The organism is Sulfurimonas sp. (genome assembly GCF_028694605.1).
Taxonomy (GTDB): Bacteria; Campylobacterota; Campylobacteria; order Campylobacterales; family Sulfurimonadaceae; genus Sulfurimonas.
In genome coordinates this window covers 52,969-68,256 of record NZ_JAQVKP010000003.1, presented here as the reverse complement: position 1 = coordinate 68,256, position 15,288 = coordinate 52,969, and the positions used below count along the sequence as shown (strand labels likewise).

Here is a 15,288-nt window from a genome sequence, read left to right as displayed (position 1 = left end):
ATTTAATGCAAAAAGAGTTAAAAATATCATTGATAGCGTTAGCACTTCTGCTATCGTCTAGCGCATTATACGGTGCGTCCATGGTCGCTCTTGGCGATTTGGCTGGAGGAGATCTTTATGGTATAGCTAGGGCTGTGAATGCCGACGGAAGTGTAGTAGTTGGACTTAGTAGTTCAGCTAATGGATATGAAGCTTTTCGCTGGACGCAAGAGGGCGGTATGGTTGGTCTTGGAGATTTGACAGGCGGAAGTTTTTATAGCGATGCTAATAGTGTCAGTGCTGATGGAGGCGTAGTGGTTGGGATAAGTATCTCTGCTAATGGTTACGAAGCATTTCGTTGGACACAAGGTGGCGGCATGGTCGGTCTTGGCGATTTGGCAGGCGGGTTTTTTTTCAGTACAGCTATGGGCGTCAGTGCCGATGGAAGTGTTGTGGTTGGAGAGAGCAACTCAGCCAATGGATATGAAGCTTTTCGTTGGACACAAGCTGGCGGTATGGTTGGTCTTGGAGATTTGGCAGGAGGAAGTTTTGATAGTATAGCTATTGGCGTCAGTGCCGATGGAAGTGTTGTGGTTGGAAGGAGTAACTCTGCTAACGGTGATGAAGCTTTTCGTTGGACACAAGCTGGCGGCATGGTCGGTCTTGGCGATTTGGCAGGTGGAGTTTTTGATAGTATAGCTATGGGCGTCAATGCTGATGGAAGTGTAGTGGTTGGGATTGGTAATTCAGCCAATGGTGATGAAGCTTTTCGTTGGACACAAGCTGGCGGCATGGTTGGTCTTGGAGATTTGGCAGGCGGAGGTTTTTATAGTAAAGCTTTCGCTGTAAATGCCGACGGAAGCGTGATAGTCGGACAGAGTAACTCTGCTAGCGGTAATGAAGCTTTTCGTTGGACACAAACCAAAGGAATGCAAACTTTGGGCGAATGGCTCTTAGAGAGTGGCTACACGCTTAGCGGATGGAGCGATACAAAAGCAACAGGTGTCAGTGCCGATGGAAATGTTGTTGTTGGACAAGGTGCTTCCACTAACGCTCATGAAGCATTTATCGCCAAAGCAGGACAAGGTATGATAGGGCTTAGCGACTTTGGCGCTTCACTAGAGAGCATCAACGGCATCATTCCTCAAACTGTTACAAGTGTATCTACACTGCTGCACGGTGCCCACGGACATCCCGCAAACAGAAGAGCTTTGGATGACAAACGAGTGATGTGGGTAGCAGGAGACATTTCACATGACAACAGACACAATACAAAAGATGACGGATATGTAGGCGAAATCGGGATAAGCATCAAAGAGAGTGAAAGATTTACTTACAGTATAGCTTTTGGAAAACTCTTTGGAGAGAGCAAACTTGACTACAAAGGAGAGGTGGACAGCGACGGAGAGTATATCGTAGCAGATACAGACATCAAACCGTTTAAAGATATACCGCTTTACGCTACTACGACTTTGGCGTATGGAAAAAACGACTTAAGTATAAAAAGAGGCTATGACAATGCAGGAACACTGACGTACTCAAGCGGGGATACCAAACAGTCGTTCTTGGCGTTTAAACAAAGATTGCAATATCAGCTTGATACTTTTTTCCCATATGTTGAATTTGACCATATCAAAATAACACAAGATGCCTACAGTGAGAGCGGCGGCGGATTTCCGGCAATTTATGATAAGTCAAAAGAAAATATAAGTGATTGGCGTGTGGGGGTAGATGCAAACTTCAAGCTAAATGACTCAAATGTTTTAATAACTACTCTTGAAGGTGTACATAGAATCCAAGAGAGAGGAAATGGGGTAAGCGGTCAAATCGTGGGACTTAGCTCTTTTGATATTGAGGGCAGAAAATACGACCAAAACTGGCTAAGAGCTACTGTAGGACTTGAACACACTTTTGAAAACAGTTCAAAATTCACGCTTACACTCAACAGAACAACAGAGGGCGAAGACCCAACTTTTTGGAGCGGATTTAACTACTCTTTACCTTTTTAGAAAAACAATGGCATAGGAAAATCGTATTTTTATGGTAAATTATAAAAAAGGAGACAGTACAATGGCTGATTGGATAAGCGCAATTGCGGATGTAGGTATGCTTGGTGTTGCTCTTTATGCATCAAAGCAAATCAAAGAGATGAAGGTTCAAAACCAAAATGATGCCATTGATGCGCTCTATACAAGAATGTTTGAATTGCAAAAACTAATGCTTGAGTCTTCTGATGTTAAAGAGTATTTGTTGGGTACAAAACATGGAGCTAAGGCATATATAGTTCTCGAAATGTATGCAGATTTTTTAGAACAAGTTATACTTCAAATTGATTATTTACCGATACATACACAAGAGCCATGGGAACACTATATTTGTGAGACTATTAAAAAATACGGTGCATTAAAAGGCTTTATTGAAGGTCATCTAGCTAGTAAATCAAGCCATTTGTCGAAAAAGATTCAAAAATATATAAATCAGGAGAAACCATGCAACACAAAATAATTATAGTTTTATCGCTCATAATCACTTCGTTATCTGCGAATGTTTCACAAAGTGAAGTTATTAGTGCATCAAGACAATCAGAAAATATTGTCTGGGAAGCAAAAGTCGATTTTGCGGGAGGGTATTACGATACTTTTTATCATAAAGGTCGTTTTGTGGCTATTCCTTCTATGTATAACAAAAATGCCGATTACAGACCAGTGGCTAATCCTAAAAATATTGAGACATGTCATGAGAAATGGAAGGCAGGTGGGTTTGGAGAAAGAATAGAATTTAATCATGTTTTATTAGATACAAATGATGCGGATCAAATAGCAAGCGGTGAAGCTCTTTTATACAAAGCGAAGTTGCCTATATCTAAAATTAATGATGTTGTTATAAATGAAATGTCTGGTTGGCGTGTGCCAAATCAAAGGTATTCTGATAATGAAAATGCCCCTGCTTTAAAATTATGGAAAGAAAATCAATGTTTTAGAGAAGGACGCCTCAAAGATAGATACAGAATAGATTACTTTTACACGCGATGGATTCGTGCTCAAAATATGGGTGATGGCAAATGGTGGTATTATAATCATGGCGACTGGAATGACCCCGTCATCCTTGTGCGAACAGCCTCTGATATTGAAAAAACAGTTTATGAAGATAAGTCGTTAGATACCCGCGGCAAGATTAAACGCTTGGCAGAGCTTTTAACCAAAGCGGAGCTAACCCCAGTCAAAAAAACCATAGCAGTCCCTGTGATGTTAAATTTCCCCCCGGCACCTACTTTTACTAAAGGAGAGTTTGAAACGACTGCTGATTTTGAAAAAAGAAAATCACTCATATTTGCAGAATGGGAAAAAAGTAAGCAAATAACACAGGAAAAAAACAAAGTGTTGATGGAGCAGTACGAAAAGCAACTCCAAGAAGCAGACGCTATTTATCAAACGCAGATAAGTAAGCTAGATAACGAATCCATAAAGCAGCAAATATACGAAAAGTCGATGAAATACGCACTAAGTGTCGTACTGGGTAAACCTTATTTTAAAGATTTAAAATATGATGCTGATACTCAAAAGATGAGAGGAATTGTGTTTGCCGCTAACGACTCAAGTTTTCAAAGCTCTGTTGAGTTTGATGTTGCACTATCAGTTGCAAAAACTTTCAAACAAGATATACAAGATAACAAATATGTACCGTTAATATCTTTTGATGATACGCTCTCTGTATCAAGTGTCAAAGTTGTCTCCAATGAGAGTTTGAAAAAATTTAAACAGCAACAGATAGCGGCACAAAACCAGAAGCAAAAAGAAAAAGATGAAGAGGCTCGTAAACAAGCAGCAAAAGATGCAGAAGCACAAAAGCGTCAAGCGCAAGAAAATAAACTCTACAACCAACCTAAAAATATAGGCGATAAGGTTTGTAATAAAATGCAAACATGCGGACTTTTCGGTTGTGATTCGTATGAAGTATCGGCATTTGTCGAAGGTAAAAGCGGTGATCGTATCCAGATTCGCATTGCGGATCCAAAAGTGATGAGAAGCTATAAAGGTGTCGATATCTACCAAGGCTCACTTCTTTGGGACCAGTATAACAACTGGAAACCGTGCAATTAATGTGTTTTGCCGGAGGAAAAATTGAAAGATATGGCACTATGAAAACGATATATGGTTACTTTTTTCCAAATCCAACGAAAAAACTTCTCAAAAGCTATTTTTTTTGGGTTGATTTTGTACATGGGATAAAATCTACAGAGGATTTTAAAAAGAAGCTTCAAAACATACAAGATGTAAAAGTTTACAAGAACAGCTACGGGAGGTTTTTCCTAAATCTCCAAGAAGCTTCATCTCAAAGCGAACAGGTCGAAGAGATAAGCATAAAAGAGGTTTTGGCCTCAGAAACCTACCCGCTTTTTTTACTTACAAGGCTAGAGAGAATCACTCTTTATGATAAAGATGATTTGAAAAATATCCCAAAATCTTCGCAACTAATATGGACGACTATAAAAGATATAGAGTTTCATATGATACTGGATAATGACAAGCTAATTTATCCAAAAGAGAATCCATTTCGATTTGGTTACCAGATATTTAGAGACAGCCATGGACTTTTAGGTGTTTATGATGTAGAAACGGAGCATTTGGCTTTGCCGTTTGAATACAAGTATATCAAAGCGTTCGGAAACATCCTTATTATCTCTCATAATGAAAAAGAGTATTTCATCTATGATTTAAAAACCAAGAGACTCATATCGCAGGTTAAAGATACACTCGGCTTAAGTGATAGTTTAAAAGCAAAAATCGACCTAAGCAAAATAGAACTTTCAAGTTATCTTGAACTCATACCCACATTAAAAACACAGTCAGATTTGATGAACTACGGACTTTGGGGTGCAAAGGTCTGGGCGATGGAAGTACCAAGCGGTTATGAAGAGATACTTGCAGACGCCAACATGGGAACAATAGAGTGGAACCAATACTGTAGCGCAGATATTTTTGATATGAGCATTGAACTCCCCGTAAACTTCAAAAAGAAAAACGGGGAGTATGTAAGTGTTGGCATTAAGCATGAGTATTTGACACTTGATGGGGAGTGTAGAGAACGATTAAGCAGACTGCAAGATATTTTTACAGAATCTTCAAAAACAGAGAGAATCAAGAGTTTTGAAGATTTATTGGTGCGTGGCAATCTTCCTGATGATGATAGAGTTGTGCCAAACTATCTCAAAATCAAAAATTCCCAATACGATGATGTCGATTTTTCAAATAATACTGTTAATGAGATAGTACTGCTCACTAGCGATGAGTTTAACGAACTGGTTTCTAGCAGTGACAACGGGCTTTTATTTACATACTTGGCGACACTTAGTAAAAAAGAGCTTGAGAGGTTTTATGATTATAATGACAGAGTTGTCAAACTAGCCGATGGTGCCGAGATGTCTTCAAGAGAGCAGTTTGAAAGTGCGATGGCGGGCATAGATATGAGCCAGATGACAGCTGAGCAAAGAGCAAGGGCGACTTTGGAGATGCCGCTGATGATAAACTTTGCGAAACATATCTACCACAAGATAACCGATTTTTTAGAGTACGCAAGAGCGGATTATTTTGACTTTGAAAATGAAACATTTATGATGTACGAGGGGCATCTCTCAAAGATTATATGGGATGAGATGAAGTATATACCGAATCATTTTGAGCAGGTGCTTGAGTATTTTCAAGGGTTTTATGACGAGAATAACGAAGAGCACAGAACCTTTTTTGCCCATCTTTGCCAACGCTTCGGACTTCTTATAGCTACGCTCAACAGACTTGTTGTCATAACGGAGAACAGAGACAGTTCGCTCAACTGGTTTACGGGCAAAATGGTAGAGTACGAGTTGGTGGGCAGTGCAGAAATTTCACTCAGCCAAAGCAAAACACTTACAACCGACAAAAAACTCATCAACTTTCTCACGCTTATGTTTGCGGGGATTTGTGATGAAAATGAGGAAAACTATCTCTCAAATCTCATCTATGTAGTTGAAGCTCTATTTGAGTGGTACCCTGTAAATAGAGTGGCTTGTGAGTATGCAATGGTGGAGATGATGAAGAGCGTAGCACTCAAAAAGGTGAATGTACAAAATGCAAATGCTTTTATAGCGTTTTTTGAGGAACTGCCAAGGTTTTATGAGGTGCTTAGTTTTGAGAAAATTATGGAGCTAAAAGAGCTGGTGAACCACACTTTGGCTACTTATAAACCCCAAGACAACGAGATATTTGAGAACAAAGAGGTAAAAAACAAACTTATACTTTTGAACTATCTTATAGATATGGAAGATTTGTATTATGATGCGGGAAAAAAGTGAAGGAGAAAAAAATGATAATCTACATACACGGTTTTGGCGGAAGCGGAGAGGGTAATAAGGCACGGGCTTTTAGGGAGTATTTTAGAGCTAAAGGCATTGGGTTTATCGCTCCTACGCTCTCTTATAACCCAGAGCTTGCCATAAAGACGCTTGAAGAGCTAATCGACTCATATAGAGAGGATGTTTATCTTATCGGCGCATCGCTTGGCGGATTTTACACGCTCTATCTTTCTCAAAAAGAGTCTGTAAAAAAAGCGGTTCTCATCAACCCGTCCATTACGCCTTGGAGCACTTTGCAAAGAGCGGTAGGGTATGCACCAAATTTTTATGATGAGAGCTGCTACAAGTGGTGTGAGACTCATCTTGAGATACTGAAAAACTATGAGACCAAAGAGCTTGATAGAGAAAAACTCTTTCTCTTTTTGCAAAAAGGCGATGAACTTTTAAACCCAAAAGAGGCGCTGACAAAGCTTGAGGGATGTAAAATGGTCGTAGAAGAGGGCGGCAATCACGGCTTTGATGGCATAGAGAGACATTTTGAAGAGATAGAAAAGTTTTTTGAAGATTGATGCAATGCTTGCAAGCAGAAATCCGCTGTTTTTAGAGGTGCCCTTAAGTAATTTTAAAAAAGTATGTAATATAATACATAAAATTTTATGTATTAAAAGGAGTTCGTATGGTAGCTTATAAAAGAGATGAGATAGTTTCTGCAAGCGATGTTGCAAGAGGCTTTTCTACTATTTTAAACAATATCATAAATCATACAAATGAGAGACTCGCGATATCAAAAAATAACAAGTTAGAGGCAGTAATTCTCGATATACAAGAGTATGAAAAACTCCAAACGGTTTATGATTTGTTTGAAGAAAATGAGATAAAACAGATGCTAGCGCAAAGATCTAAAGATGAGTTGGAAGTATCACACTCAAAAATTATTTCCATCGAAGTGTAAATGAAAAAAGAGTTAAAACTTACTTATTTGAAAAAATCTAAAAAATTTTTAGATAAACACAAAGGAGTGCTTACCGAAAGTGAAGTTGATGCGTTGGTAATCAAATTTATCAAAAGCAGGTTTTATAATATCGAGCAAAATATTGATTATAAGCCCTTGCAAGGCTATGTTGGAGACTTTTATAGAATTAGAAAAAGCAATATCAGAATCATCCTGCAAGTTATCAACGATGAGGTGATTATTGAAGCGATTATCGAAGATATAGGCTTTAGAGGAGATATTTATAAATAGCGACATCTATAGCTGATGCTGATGGCAGGATGGAGCAGCTCTTTTGTCTCTTTTGCACTCTTCTTTTTCGCTATCAAAGAGAAGTTAAGCTCCATCCTGTCACTCTCTAAGTTCTATTCAAACGTTTTGTTGACTTTGAGTTCGTAACCCAATTTTCCATTCGTGTTGAGCTTCAAAGTCCGTTCGTGGTGAGCTTGTCGAACCACGAACCAACACACTTTGAGAGGCTCAGGGCGAACGGTGGTATATTTTACAATTAAAAGTTATGAAGAAGTCTTTTGTATCAAAAATCGTAATATTGCCGTAACCTCTCGGTAATAGATTTGTAACAATCATTGCGCAAAATTTCACATATTTAAAATACAAAGAGGCTCTAAGAATGGATACTTTTTTTACTCATGTTTTTGTACGGTTGACAAAACACTACAATTTAAAAAGAGATGAAGCACAAGAGATACTCAATGACGAGTGGGCATATATAGAGAGTGCTTACGATGATGGCAAGATAAGTCCTGAAACTGTTGCAAGAGAACTTGTTTGCATCTATATGGTGGCTTAAGGACTTAATATGGCAGTAAGTGTCGAGAACTATTTTAACCATAACTACCCCTCTTTTGCAAAGATGCCCTCTTTGTTTCGTTATGGTGTTATATCGCTTTTTAGGAAGCTTTTTCATGAAGATGAGATTAACGAGGTTTTGAAAAAAAACAGACATCTTGATGCGTTTGATTTTATAGAATTTGTGCTTGACTACTTTAGCATCGACATCACCATCAGCAAAAATCAGCTCTTAAGGATTCCTTCTTATGGTAGAGTTGTCATCATAGCAAACCATCCTCTTGGCGCGCTTGATTCGCTCGCACTTTTAAATGTCATCAAAGAGATTCGCAAAGATGTCAAGATAGTGGCTTCAAACTTTTTGAGCGAATTTAAAAATCTTGATTCCATCCTTATCCCTATTGAAAATGTCAAAGGCAAACTCCAAAGAGAGTCTGTTTCGGCTATCTATGACGCACTTAACAAAGAACAGGCCGTCATCATTTTTCCATCCGGAGAGGTAAGCCGCGCACGTCCAAACGGCATAAAAGATACAAAATGGAAAAAAGGGTTTTTAACAGTTGCACAAAATACAGAGTCCCCAATTTTGCCTATCTTCATAGATGCAAAAAACTCAAAAACGTTCTATTTTCTCTCTATGATAAGCAAATCTTTGGCAACCGCAACCATTCCGCATGAGATGTTTAAATACTATAACAAAAATATAGGGTTCAACATAGGCAAAAGCATCCCTTACGAGAGCTACTTTGCCCCAAATATCGACATAAACAACAGAGTAAAGCTTCTACGCAAACACTTCTACAAGATAGCAAAAAAAGAGAAAGGTATCTTTAAAACATACAACGGTATTGCCCTTGCACAAGACAGACAAGAACTTGTAAAAGAGCTTGAAAATGCCAAAGAGATTGGCGAGACGACAGATGGCAAAAAGATTTATCTCTATGCAAATGCAGATGAAAATGTACTTATAAAAGAGATTGGACGCCTGAGAGAGATAAGTTTTCGTCAAGTAAAAGAGGGGAGCGGAAAACAGAGAGACATCGATGATTTTGACTACTGTTACGAGCATATCATTCTTTGGGATGAGAAAGATTTGGAGATAGTAGGCTCTTACAGAATTGTCAAATCAAGCGAAATGGTGGAAGCTTACGGTGTCGATGGGCTTTATACTTCCACGCTTTTTGATTTTAAAGAGGAGTTTGACCCATATCTTGCCTCTTCCATAGAGCTTGGACGCAGCTTTATCCAGCCAAAATACTGGAACTCCAGAGCGCTTGACTACCTTTGGCAGGGTATCGGGGCGTATCTTCGCATAAATCAGGACATTAAGTACATGTTTGGAGCGGTAAGTATTTCAAATACTTATAGTGATGAGGCTGTCGCGCTTTTGATTTACTTCTATAAAAACTACTTTAGCCCAGAGTATAAAAGTGTTGAGCATCGTGAGAGCTACACTCTTGCAGAATCAAAAAGAAAAAAATTTGATGAACTCTTTTTTAAAAATGATTACGCAAAAGATTTGGTTATTCTAAAGCGTGAGCTCTCTCTTATGGGGTATGCCATCCCGACGCTCTATAAGCAGTACAGCGAGCTTTGCGAAGAGGGCGGTGTAGAGTTTATCGATTTTGGCAGAGATAAACATTTTGAAAACTGTATAGACGGGTTTTTGGTGGTTTCTATCGATAAGATAAAAGAACAAAAACAAAAACGCTACCTAGGTAGGTAGTGTTACAAAACATCACCTCAAGACCCTTGGAAACGTTTCTTTTTTACACATCTACTCTTAATGCTTCTGATAATGTGTAGCGTTTCGTAACTGCTATTCTCTCAAATTGCATCATAAACTTTTATTTAATACTCTTTTTGCTACAATCCACGTAACTGTTTTTTCTAAAAATAAGCAAAAATATCTGAGCCGAACGGCTTATGTTTTTGTACGTTTGAAAACAATAACAATTAAAGGTAGGTTATATGGAGCATATGGCGACTTCAAATCCGTATTTTGGGGTATTTGTACTTTTTCTTCTAACGTTTGGTGCGTTTACTATGACAACGATAATTGCCCGTTTGGCAAGTCGTGCATTGGCGGCTAAAAACACTGAAAAAATCAAGCTGTCAGTTTATGAGTGTGGACCTGAGGTCACAAAGCAGCCAAATAGAATTTCCCCGCAATTCTATCTTTTCGCACTGCTTTTTTTACTTTTCGATGTTGAGATAGTCTTTATGTTTCCATGGGCGGTTGATTTCAAGCTACTTGGATGGTTCGGTTTTGCTGAGATGTTAATGTTTATCCTGCTTTTAACTATCGGTTTTGTTTATGCATGGAAAAAAGGAGCGCTAGAATGGCACAACATAAAATAAATTATACACAAAACGGCGGTCTGCCGGTTGCTCTGACGAGTATAGACAAGATTGTAAACTGGGGTCGTTCAAACTCTCTTTGGGCGCTTACTTACGGTCTTGCATGTTGCGGTATCGAGATGATGGCTTCGGGCGCATCTCGCTATGACTTCGATAGATTCGGTACTATTTTTAGAGCCTCTCCTCGTCAAGCCGATGTTATGATAGTTGCAGGAACGCTTACGAAAAAACACGCCGAGTTTATCAAAAGACTTTATGACCAGATGACAGAGCCAAAATGGGTTATCTCCATGGGTTCATGCGCAAATACTGGCGGTATGTTCAACACTTATGCAACCGTTCAAGGCGTGGACAGAATTATCCCCGTTGACTTGTATCTTCCGGGTTGTGCGCCTCGCCCTGAAACACTCCAGTACGGTGTTATGCTTTTACAGAAAAAAATCCGTGCAAATCAAGCTTCAAGAGCGCAACAAGCTAAAAGGTTAATGTAATGAGAGCTTATAAACCAAAAGATAATGTACAGAAAAAAGCCTACTATACGGATAGATTTTATGTTGCACCGCAAGTGCCGAAGTCTCCTGTGGAGAGTGATGAAGTTTTTGCTCACGACCTAGAAGCCATCAAAGCAAAGTGTGAAGTTCTTGATGCCTATATCCAAGTAGGGCAGATGGTGGTTTACATAAAGCCTGAAGATAACTATAAAGCCTTAGAACTTCTTAGAGATGAGTGCGATTATGTGCAGTTGAGCGAGATGAGTGCGATTGACTGGCTTGCAAAAAGAGGCGGGTTTGAGGTGTTTTACCAGATGCTAAGCATGAGCAAACGTAAACGTATCCGCATCAAAATGTTTATCAAAAAAGGTGAAGCGGTAAACTCTGTCGAGAAGCTTTTCCGTTCAGCCGACTGGTCTGAGCGTGAGATGTTTGACATGTTTGGCATCGAGGCGAACGGACATCCGTTTATGAAACGTATCCTTATGCCTTACGATTGGCAGGGACATCCGCTTCTTAAAACTTACCCGCTTCAAGGCGATGAGTTTGCGGCATGGTATGAAGTTGACAAAATTTACGGCAAAGAGGCAAGAGACGTCATCGGACCTGAGCTTCGTGATACCGCAAAAGTTGACCGTTATGACTCTGAGCGTTTTGCCCGCCTTGGACATGAAGTGCCAAAAGGAACCAAGATTACAGGAGATGAGCCACGCCATACAGAGAGCTACCAAGAAGAGGGCGGCGTTTTCATGATTAAGAAATTTGACAAAAAAGATTCTGTCGTTATCGACAATCCTCAAAGATAGGGAGTAACATGCAAGTAACAAATAGATTAAACCCGTTTTTTGAAAATATCACTTTTGACAGAGAAGATAATGAGATGATTCTAAACTTCGGTCCGCAGCACCCTTCTGCTCACGGACAGCTTCGTTTGATGCTCCATTTGCAACAAGAGATGATTGTAAAAGCTCATCCCGACATCGGGTATCTTCACCGTGGTATGGAGAAGATGGCTGAAAATATGATTTACAATGAGTTTATGCCTACAACGGACCGTATGGACTACATCGCATCCTCTTCAAACAACTACGGCTTTGCGCTGGCAGTTGAGAAGCTTATCGGGCTTGAAGTGCCTCGCCGTGCAAAAGTTATCCGTATGATGCTCTTAGAGATTAACCGTCTTATGTCTCACCTTTTCTGGTTGGCAACGACTGCTCTTGATATCGGTGCGATGACTGTTTTCCTTTTTGCGTTCCGTGAGAGAGAGTACCTTATGGACATTATAGAGGGCTACTGCGGTGCCAGACTTACACATGCGGCTATCCGTATCGGCGGTGTTCCTCTTGATATTCAGGACACTTTTATAGCGCAGCTCAAAACATTTTTAGACAAACTTCCTGCAAATATCAAAGATTATGAAGACCTTCTTGACACGAACCGTATATGGCGTATGAGGATGGAAGAGGTAGGAGCTATCTCAAAAGAGATGGCGCTTTCGTGGGGATGTTCCGGTCCTATGCTAAGAGCTAGCGGTGTTGCTTGGGACATTCGTAAAGAAGAGCCTTATGAGCTTTATGATGAGGTAGAGTTTAGAGTTCCTTATTCTGACAAGGGTGATAACTTCGCAAGATACCGTATGTACATGGAAGAGATGAGAGAGTCTGCAAAGATTCTTTACCAAACTATCGATATGTATGAGAAGACGGTAAAAGAGGGGCAGACTGAACTTATGGCACATGCGCCAAAGTATATTTCTGCTTCAAAACTTGACATCATGACACAAAACTACTCTTTGATGCAGCACTTTGTTCTTGTAACGCAAGGTATGAGACCGCCTGTGGGAGAGGTTTATGTGGCAACCGAATCTCCAAAAGGCGAACTTGGTTTTTACATCAACTCTCAAGGCGGACCATACCCGTACAGACTAAAACTTCGTGCTCCGTCATTTTGGCATACGGGGATTTTAACTGACCTGTTACCGGGACACTACATTCCGGACGTTGTCTCTATCATAGGTACAACAAATATCGTATTTGGAGAGGTTGACCGCTAATGAAAAGATATGATTTAAGACATTTAAAAGATGGTTTTGAGCCTCGCATGAGAGAGATTTTGTCAGCGCATAAAGTCGGTGAAGTTGCGATTTTCCTTTTTGAAATCGGCGATTTTTCTCCGATTCAAAGATCGGCGGATTTGGTAAAAGAGTGTGGATATGAGCTTTTGAACTCTTTAAAGTTTAACGAAGTCGATTGGACTATCGTTACAAAAAGATAGGTAGGATACAAATTTGGCAAAAGTATATTTTTCTACTTGGAACGGCGAGTTTGTTAACAACATAAACCTGCCGCAAGAGGAGTGGAAAGAATCGGCTTACAATCTGCCCGCACAGTATGATTCTCACCGTACATCCAAAGCTTTTATAGGCTGGGACGGCGTTGCGCTTTTTGATAAAGATGTGGATGTTATCCGTCTGGCGATGGAGTATGCAGCGCAGTATCAGGAGTATTCGGAAGCATGCGGCAGATGCGCACCGGGGAGATGGGGCGGTCGTATCTTATATGATCAGCTTGACAAAATTGCCCGAGGCGAGGGAAGCAAAGCTGATTTGGACCATTTAAAAGAGATTGGCAAAAGTATGCAAATCACTTCAAAATGTGAGATAGGCAAAACCGTTCCAAATCCTATTCTTGATATTATGGAGCATTTTGAAGAGACATTTTTAGAGTGCATAAATGAGCAAAAACCATCCGTGCATTATGGAGAGTCTATTGCGTATATAGCAAAGATTACTGCACCGTGCAGCGATGCTTGTCCTTCTCATGTAGATATTCCTGCTTACATCGAGGGAGTACGAGACCTTAGAATGGACGACTCTTTGATGGCAACCCGCCAGACAATGCCGCTTGCGCATGTCTGCGGTCGCGTTTGTCCGCATCCTTGCGAAGATGCATGCCGAAGAACAAATCTTGATGAGGCTGTTTCCATTATGTCGCTTAAGCGCTTAGGTGCAGATTGGGAAACAGACCATGGATATGACTTTTTCCATCCGCTTGAAAAAAAACCGAGTAACGGCAAAAGAGTTGCGGTTATCGGTGCAGGTCCGGCAGGACTTACCACTGCTTACTACCTTGCAGCCGATGGTGTAGAGGTAGATGTTTATGAAGAGCTTCCAGTCCTTGGCGGTGAAGTAGCAGTCGGAGTTCCCGAGTACAGGATGCCGATTGGCAAATACAACAAAGACATAGAGTGTGTCAAAGATATGGGCGTTAACTTTATAGTAAACTCTAAAATTAATGCAGACGATATGAGAAGATTTGAGAATGAGTATGATGCGACTATGGTTGCAACGGGAACAAGAATCTCTAAAAAAGTTTACTGCAACAACGAAAGAGCAGATATAAAAGGATACTGGGGTGCAATCGACTTTTTAGACAAAGTAAATCTTTATGAGAAGTACGGATATAAAATTTCTAAAGAAGAGCAAGAGAAGAACCTCTTAACCACCGACTATGTTGATTTGACGGGCAAAACGGTTGTGTGCGTCGGGGGCGGATTTACCTCCATGGACGTTGTACGCTGTGCCATCAGAGCAAATGCTAAAAAAGTCTATATGATTTACCGTAGAGATGAGAAAACCATCATCAAAAACACGACTTATGAAGAGTATCATGAAGCAGTAGAAGAGGGTGTAGAATTTTTGTTTCACTCTGCCGTTGCAGAAATGGTGGATGAAGAAAATATCTTAAAATCTCTTTTGATTGATAAGTATGAACTGGTTCCAGATCCAAACGGCGGTCGTGCAGAGCTTGTAAAAATTGAGGGCGCATCTTATGTTATAGAGGCGGACTACCTTATACCTGCGGTTTCTCAGTCTGCTGATTTGAAACTTTTACCTCCTGAGTGGGAGATTGAGATGACTTCATGGGCGACTATCAAGACAAACGGCAAGGACTATATGACATCTCGCAAAGGTATTTTTGCTTCAGGGGATTGCGAATACGGTCCTATGACTATCGTAAATGCAGTCGGTCAGGCAAAAAGAGCGGCTTCTGTTATGAGCAGATATGTTCAAACGGGTGAAATTACGCTTACCGATGAGGAGATTATGGAAGATCACCTCAAAAAACTCAAAGTTTATGATAAAAAAGAGAAGATTACGGGCTGGCTCAAAGGCGTGCCGAGACAACACTCTACAGTTTTAGAAGTGGAAGATAGAAAATACAACAACAAAGAAGTAAACTTGGGCTTTACGCAAGAAGAGGCTATGAGCGAAGCAGAGAGATGTATGCGTTGCTACTATATAGCTATGGTGCAGGCGTAGAGGATGG

The 15,288-nt window shown here is 40.1% G+C and carries 15 protein-coding genes; all 15 read left to right on the top strand.

Features of this window, described 5'->3' with window-relative positions:
• The first annotated feature begins 5 nt into the window (after positions 1-5).
• Positions 6-1,988, top strand: a complete 1,983-nt coding sequence (locus tag PHY84_RS02845; RefSeq protein WP_299857530.1) for an autotransporter domain-containing protein — start codon at positions 6-8, stop codon at positions 1,986-1,988.
• A gap of 61 nt (positions 1,989-2,049) precedes the next feature.
• Positions 2,050-2,484: a hypothetical protein gene (locus tag PHY84_RS02840; RefSeq protein WP_299857528.1), complete on the top strand. Its 435-nt coding sequence runs from the start codon at positions 2,050-2,052 to the stop codon at positions 2,482-2,484.
• Positions 2,469-4,079 (top strand): hypothetical protein, encoded by a 1,611-nt coding sequence (locus PHY84_RS02835; protein WP_299857526.1) that lies wholly within the window; start codon positions 2,469-2,471, stop codon positions 4,077-4,079. The genes PHY84_RS02840 and PHY84_RS02835 overlap by 16 nt, the downstream gene beginning before the upstream one ends.
• A gap of 38 nt (positions 4,080-4,117) precedes the next feature.
• Complete coding sequence (locus PHY84_RS02830) at positions 4,118-6,307, top strand: hypothetical protein (RefSeq protein ID WP_299857524.1); 2,190 nt, start codon at positions 4,118-4,120, stop codon at positions 6,305-6,307.
• An 11-nt stretch (positions 6,308-6,318) separates the two neighbouring features.
• Entirely contained in the window at positions 6,319-6,876 is a 558-nt protein-coding gene (locus PHY84_RS02825; protein ID WP_299857522.1) for a YqiA/YcfP family alpha/beta fold hydrolase, read from the top strand.
• Between the two features lie 107 nt (positions 6,877-6,983).
• Complete coding sequence (locus PHY84_RS02820) at positions 6,984-7,259, top strand: type II toxin-antitoxin system Phd/YefM family antitoxin (protein WP_299857521.1); 276 nt, start codon at positions 6,984-6,986, stop codon at positions 7,257-7,259.
• Positions 7,260-7,550 (top strand): hypothetical protein, encoded by a 291-nt coding sequence (locus tag PHY84_RS02815; protein WP_299857519.1) that lies wholly within the window; start codon positions 7,260-7,262, stop codon positions 7,548-7,550.
• Positions 7,551-7,929: 379 nt separating this feature from the next.
• Entirely contained in the window at positions 7,930-8,109 is a 180-nt protein-coding gene (locus tag PHY84_RS02810; RefSeq protein WP_299857517.1) for a hypothetical protein, read from the top strand.
• A 9-nt stretch (positions 8,110-8,118) separates the two neighbouring features.
• The gene (locus tag PHY84_RS02805) at positions 8,119-9,834 is read left to right on the top strand and encodes a lysophospholipid acyltransferase family protein (protein ID WP_299857515.1); all 1,716 of its coding nucleotides are present in this window, start codon (positions 8,119-8,121) and stop codon (positions 9,832-9,834) included.
• A gap of 245 nt (positions 9,835-10,079) precedes the next feature.
• Positions 10,080-10,469 carry an NAD(P)H-quinone oxidoreductase subunit 3 gene (locus PHY84_RS02800; protein WP_299857513.1) on the top strand — a complete coding sequence of 130 codons (390 nt, stop codon included), beginning with the start codon at positions 10,080-10,082 and terminating at the stop codon, positions 10,467-10,469.
• Positions 10,451-10,960: an NADH-quinone oxidoreductase subunit B gene (locus PHY84_RS02795; RefSeq protein WP_299857511.1), complete on the top strand. Its 510-nt coding sequence runs from the start codon at positions 10,451-10,453 to the stop codon at positions 10,958-10,960. The genes PHY84_RS02800 and PHY84_RS02795 overlap by 19 nt, the downstream gene beginning before the upstream one ends.
• The gene (locus tag PHY84_RS02790; protein ID WP_299857509.1) at positions 10,960-11,766 is read left to right on the top strand and encodes an NADH-quinone oxidoreductase subunit C; all 807 of its coding nucleotides are present in this window, start codon (positions 10,960-10,962) and stop codon (positions 11,764-11,766) included. Before PHY84_RS02795 ends, PHY84_RS02790 begins: the two co-directional genes overlap by 1 nt.
• Positions 11,767-11,774: 8 nt before the next feature.
• Positions 11,775-13,013 carry an NADH dehydrogenase (quinone) subunit D gene (nuoD, locus tag PHY84_RS02785; RefSeq protein ID WP_299857507.1) on the top strand — a complete coding sequence of 413 codons (1,239 nt, stop codon included), beginning with the start codon at positions 11,775-11,777 and terminating at the stop codon, positions 13,011-13,013.
• Positions 13,013-13,234 carry an NADH-ubiquinone oxidoreductase subunit E family protein gene (locus PHY84_RS02780; RefSeq protein ID WP_299857505.1) on the top strand — a complete coding sequence of 74 codons (222 nt, stop codon included), beginning with the start codon at positions 13,013-13,015 and terminating at the stop codon, positions 13,232-13,234. The genes nuoD and PHY84_RS02780 overlap by 1 nt, the downstream gene beginning before the upstream one ends.
• 13 nt (positions 13,235-13,247) lie before the next feature.
• Positions 13,248-15,281, top strand: coding sequence for an FAD-dependent oxidoreductase (locus PHY84_RS02775; protein ID WP_299857503.1), 2,034 nt, complete (start codon positions 13,248-13,250; stop codon positions 15,279-15,281).
• The last annotated feature ends 7 nt before the right edge of the window (positions 15,282-15,288 follow it).

Excerpts from the sequence above, each read along its gene's own strand:
- PHY84_RS02800 (WP_299857513.1), top strand. The coding sequence starts at position 10,080 with ATGGAGCATATGGCGACTTCAAATCCGTATTTTGGGGTATTTGTACTT.
- PHY84_RS02795 (WP_299857511.1), top strand. The coding sequence starts at position 10,451 with ATGGCACAACATAAAATAAATTATACACAAAACGGCGGTCTGCCGGTT.
- PHY84_RS02835 (WP_299857526.1), top strand. The coding sequence starts at position 2,469 with ATGCAACACAAAATAATTATAGTTTTATCGCTCATAATCACTTCGTTA.
- PHY84_RS02780 (WP_299857505.1), top strand. The coding sequence starts at position 13,013 with ATGAAAAGATATGATTTAAGACATTTAAAAGATGGTTTTGAGCCTCGC.
- PHY84_RS02825 (WP_299857522.1), top strand. The coding sequence starts at position 6,319 with ATGATAATCTACATACACGGTTTTGGCGGAAGCGGAGAGGGTAATAAG.
- PHY84_RS02830 (WP_299857524.1), top strand. The coding sequence starts at position 4,118 with ATGAAAACGATATATGGTTACTTTTTTCCAAATCCAACGAAAAAACTT.
- PHY84_RS02840 (WP_299857528.1), top strand. The coding sequence starts at position 2,050 with ATGGCTGATTGGATAAGCGCAATTGCGGATGTAGGTATGCTTGGTGTT.
- PHY84_RS02820 (WP_299857521.1), top strand. The coding sequence starts at position 6,984 with ATGGTAGCTTATAAAAGAGATGAGATAGTTTCTGCAAGCGATGTTGCA.
- PHY84_RS02805 (WP_299857515.1), top strand. The coding sequence starts at position 8,119 with ATGGCAGTAAGTGTCGAGAACTATTTTAACCATAACTACCCCTCTTTT.
- PHY84_RS02815 (WP_299857519.1), top strand. The coding sequence starts at position 7,260 with ATGAAAAAAGAGTTAAAACTTACTTATTTGAAAAAATCTAAAAAATTT.
- PHY84_RS02845 (WP_299857530.1), top strand. The coding sequence starts at position 6 with ATGCAAAAAGAGTTAAAAATATCATTGATAGCGTTAGCACTTCTGCTA.
- PHY84_RS02790 (WP_299857509.1), top strand. The coding sequence starts at position 10,960 with ATGAGAGCTTATAAACCAAAAGATAATGTACAGAAAAAAGCCTACTAT.
- nuoD (WP_299857507.1), top strand. The coding sequence starts at position 11,775 with ATGCAAGTAACAAATAGATTAAACCCGTTTTTTGAAAATATCACTTTT.
- PHY84_RS02810 (WP_299857517.1), top strand. The coding sequence starts at position 7,930 with ATGGATACTTTTTTTACTCATGTTTTTGTACGGTTGACAAAACACTAC.